This window comes from Salipiger sp., assembly GCF_059781815.1.
This window is the reverse complement of record NZ_JBYNAH010000329.1, coordinates 1-3695: the sequence shown is the minus strand read 5'-3', so window position 1 is coordinate 3695 and position 3695 is coordinate 1. Positions and strand designations below refer to the sequence as shown.

The window sequence follows — 3695 nt, the reverse complement described above, 5'->3', positions numbered from 1 at the left end:
GCCCGCGCCCGCCCGCGCCGACGTGACCGCCCTGCCCGGCGACGACGCGGCGCTGCTGCTGACCGGCGGCACGCGTCAGGTGATGACCACCGATCACCTGCGCGCCTTCGTCGAGGACCCTGTGATCATGGCGCGCATCGCCACCGTACACGCACTCGGTGACATCTGGGCCATGGGCGCCGCCCCGCAGGCCGCCACCGCCAGCCTCACCCTGCCGCGCATGTCCGAAGAGCTGGCGCAGCGCACCCTCACCGAGATCCTCACCGCCGCCTCCGAGATCCTTCGCACCAGCGGGGCCGAGATCGTCGGCGGGCATTCCTCGATGGGCGACGAGATGACCATCGGCCTGACCCTCACCGGCCTCTGCGAGCGCGCGCCGATCACGCTGGGCGGCGCGCAGGTCGGAGACGACCTCGTGCTGACCAAGCCCTTGGGCTCCGGCGTCGTGATGGCGGCCGAGATGCAGGGCAAGGCGCGCGGCGACTGGGTGGCGGTAGCGCTGACCAGCATGACGCGACCGCAGGCTGACGCAGCCACGATCCTGCAAGGCGCCCACGCCATGACCGACGTCACCGGCTTCGGCCTCGCCGGGCACCTGCACGGGATCTGCATGGCCTCGGGCGTCAGCGCCGAGCTGCATCTCGACGCAATCCCGCTGCTGCCCGGCGCCCTCGCACTCTCGGCCGAAGGCATCCGCTCGACGCTCCACCCCAAGAACCGCGCCGCCGTCCCCGGCCTGACGCTGGAGGGCCCCCGCGCCGAGCTGCTCTTCGATCCGCAGACCGCCGGCGGCCTGCTCGCCGCGATCCCAGACGGCGACGCCCGCGTCGCCGAGCTGCGTGAGAAAGGCTATGAAGCGGCGGTGATCGGGCGCATCGACGGCGACTGGCCCGGTCAGATCTCCATCGTGTGAAATGCCTCGGCGATGCGGTCGGCCAGCGCATCGAGGCCGGGCTCGTCGAGCGTCGGCGTCTCAAAGCGCTGCAACACCCGTGGCGTCATCGCCGACATCGATTTCTCGTAGGCCGGATCGTAGTGATCCTCGGCGAGCGAGCGGCAGAGCGCAATCCGCTCGCCGGCATCGATCATCCCCTCCCAGGCGTCGATCAGCGCGTGGCCGCGATGGTAGCGCAGCGGCGCAAGCTGGCCTTTGAGGCGCTCGGCATCCGAGAGGATGTCGTCATAGGCGGCATCGAGATAGACCGCCCGCGCCTCGAGCGGCGCCGCCACCTCGATCCAGGGCGCCTGCTTCATGCCCTCCCAGAGCGACGGCGGCAGCAGGATCTGCCCGACCTTGCTGCTCTCCGCCTCGACCAGAACCGGGCGGCTCGGGTCGAGCTGCGAAAGCTCCTGCGCGAGGCAGGTCTCGAACCATTTCTGGCTCGGCTGTCCGCCCGGCATGTCCCCCAGCAGCGAGCCCCGATGCCGCGCCAGCCCCTCGAGATCGATCACCTGCACCCCGCGCGCCGCCAGCCTCGGCAGCAAAGCGGTCTTGGCGGTGCCGGTATAACCGCCGAGCTGCACGAAGCGGTGCGGCAGCGGATCCTCGTAGAGCGCCTTGGTCACAAGCCGTCGGTAGGTCTTGTAGCCGCCCTGCACGACCTCGGCGCGCCAGCCGATCTGCTGCAGCATCCAGCCGAAGGAGCCCGAGCGCTGCCCGCCGCGCCAGCAATAGACCAGCGGCCGCCAGCCACCCTCGTGATGCGCCAGCGGCCCCTCGATATGGGCAGCGGCATTGCGGAACACCAGCGCCGCGCCGAGCTTGCGGGCGAGGAACGGGCTCTCCTGCTTGTAGATCGTGCCGACACGGGCGCGCTCTTCATTGTCGAGCACGGGCAGGCTGATGGCGCCGGGCACGTGGTCTTCGGCGAATTCGTCCGGGCTGCGCACGTCGATGACGGTGTCGAAGCCATGGTTGAGCATGTCGGTAAGGGAGGAGAAGGCGCGCGTCATGGCGGCAGATGTAGCGCGCTCTCGGGGCGGAGAGAAGCCGCTTCAGGTTTTTGCACGAGGAGATGATTTTTTCGTCTTTGGCCTCTGGACACCACCATCCGCCTCGGCTATCTCGCCTCCACCCGAGGGGCAGCGCCCTTCACCCAGTGCCCGGGTAGCTCAGGGGTAGAGCAGTGGATTGAAAATCCTCGTGTCGGTGGTTCGATTCCGCCCCCGGGCACCACTTCTTCCAAGAGAACATCAGCAGGTTCAAGATGAGCGATGCGTGAGCCTGTATTTGGGCGTCCCGGCCTTAGGCGCGCGCCAGACTGCTGTTCTCCCGAAGGCCACCGGAACTACGAGACCGCTATCTTCTGAAGACGCGCAGAACCGCCGCCGCGCTAACGATCCGGCTGAGCGCGCAGCCAGTTGCGAGCCCCCGCGGAACGGAGACGTGGCGTTGCGGAATCTGGCCCAGACAAATCGCGCGGCTTCGAGGCCTGGTGTGTCAAACTTGTCAGGCATACGGGGACTTCATATCGCGTTCGAAATTGCAGGCGCAGAGAGTGGCTTTGTCATCATCTCCCGATTGGGAGATTTGCATATAACGGAAGAGCAAATGAATGAGATTGCAAAATCCACCCAATGCACAGTTATTTCAGCCAAAGACCTGGATATGTTTGGAGTTCCTCCCGGCGACAACGGCGAAAGCAGCGCACCCCAAGAAGACAAATCGCGCAAAGGAACCGAGATTTCTGAAGACGCGATGAAGAACGACCCTCAGTTTGGCGACTGGTAGTCAACCACTTCAGGGCGACACTCCAAGGCCAAAGGCCTCCAACCCCATTCAGCCCTGCTGAAGATCGGGAACAAATATCTGCTTCAAAGGAAAGATAGCTCGATAGCGTGGAGACAATTTGGAGTAATTCTCCATTACCATCTCGACGAATTGTTCACCGTTGATCAGCCGCAGTTTGGCTCTATTCCGCTCCAGCTCGATCGCGCCCTTCGCATAGGAGCCGAGGTTCACGAAGAGACCGTATTCTCCGTCACCCAAGGTGCCAAGGAGACGGTCGACGTCCGGACGCGGTGTCTGGCTAGTTGTCCGCTTGCACTGGACCTTCACGATGGGGGGCTGGAAACCCAAAGGATCCATGTGGGCGATCACATCAACGCCTCCGTCGCCGGATTTGGGGGTTACCCGCGCAGTGTAGCCCATGCATTCTAAAAGATGAGCCATGAACTCTTCAAACTGGTGCCCTGAGAGATCATTTATCAGACGTTTGATAACGAAATCGCTTGTGCTGGCCTCGGCCTGAATTGCGGCAGAAGCGGTTGCGGTGTCATCGTCCGCGATCTCATCCTCGCCGTCGTCAACGACGACTAGCTCGGCCCCAGGCTGCACCCTAGAAAGGAATTCTGCAGAATATCTCTTGACCCGAAACAGAGTCAGGAAGGACCCAATCTCGTGCAGTGCAGCTTGGCTGAACTCATCTCTAGGAAAACGCCCCATCCAGATCACCTCTCGGCGCGTCGGGTAGCCATCGGTGTCCCCCTCATGAAAGCTGATGGCCCCCGTGAAGCGACCGATATTGACCATTCGGTCGGACTTTGACGGATAGACAACTAGGTCGCCTTCTTGGATTACGTGAACGAATTTGTAGATTGTCCCAGCGTCCACAGGAATGGCTCCGGGCTTCTTATGCGGATATGTCTGCTTCAACGCGACTTTGTAGGCCTCACGATTTGCCGGGAATTGGTTC

At 63.5% G+C, this 3695-nt stretch carries 4 protein-coding genes and 1 tRNA gene; 3 read left to right on the top strand and 2 right to left on the bottom strand.

Annotation, left to right across the window (positions count from 1 at the left end; all coding sequences use genetic code 11):
• Positions 1-913, top strand: a 913-nt coding sequence (gene selD / locus AC6RA4_RS24030; RefSeq protein WP_500164616.1) for a selenide, water dikinase SelD, incomplete at its 5' end; no start/stop codon positions are given.
• Here the strand turns inward: selD and mnmH are convergent.
• A complete protein-coding gene (gene mnmH / locus AC6RA4_RS24025) occupies positions 895-1953 on the bottom strand; it encodes a tRNA 2-selenouridine(34) synthase MnmH (protein ID WP_500164614.1) in 1059 nt (352 codons plus the stop codon). The genes selD and mnmH overlap by 19 nt on opposite strands.
• A gap of 148 nt (positions 1954-2101) precedes the next feature.
• Here mnmH and AC6RA4_RS24020 point away from each other — a divergent pair.
• Together AC6RA4_RS24020 and AC6RA4_RS24015 are read left to right on the top strand one after the other, a co-directional pair.
• Positions 2102-2176, top strand: a tRNA-Phe gene (locus AC6RA4_RS24020).
• A gap of 375 nt (positions 2177-2551) precedes the next feature.
• Positions 2552-2731, top strand: coding sequence for a hypothetical protein (locus AC6RA4_RS24015; protein WP_500164612.1), 180 nt, complete (start codon positions 2552-2554; stop codon positions 2729-2731).
• A 48-nt stretch (positions 2732-2779) separates the two neighbouring features.
• On the opposite strand, the gene AC6RA4_RS24010 is transcribed toward AC6RA4_RS24015, so the two are convergent.
• Positions 2780-3695, bottom strand: a 916-nt coding sequence (locus AC6RA4_RS24010; protein ID WP_500164610.1) for a restriction endonuclease, incomplete at its 5' end; no start/stop codon positions are given.

Bases quoted from the DNA above. Each gene is read 5' to 3' on its own strand.
- mnmH (WP_500164614.1), bottom strand. From the start codon at position 1,953: ATGACGCGCGCCTTCTCCTCCCTTACCGACATGCTCAACCATGGCTTC.
- AC6RA4_RS24015 (WP_500164612.1), top strand. From the start codon at position 2,552: ATGAATGAGATTGCAAAATCCACCCAATGCACAGTTATTTCAGCCAAA.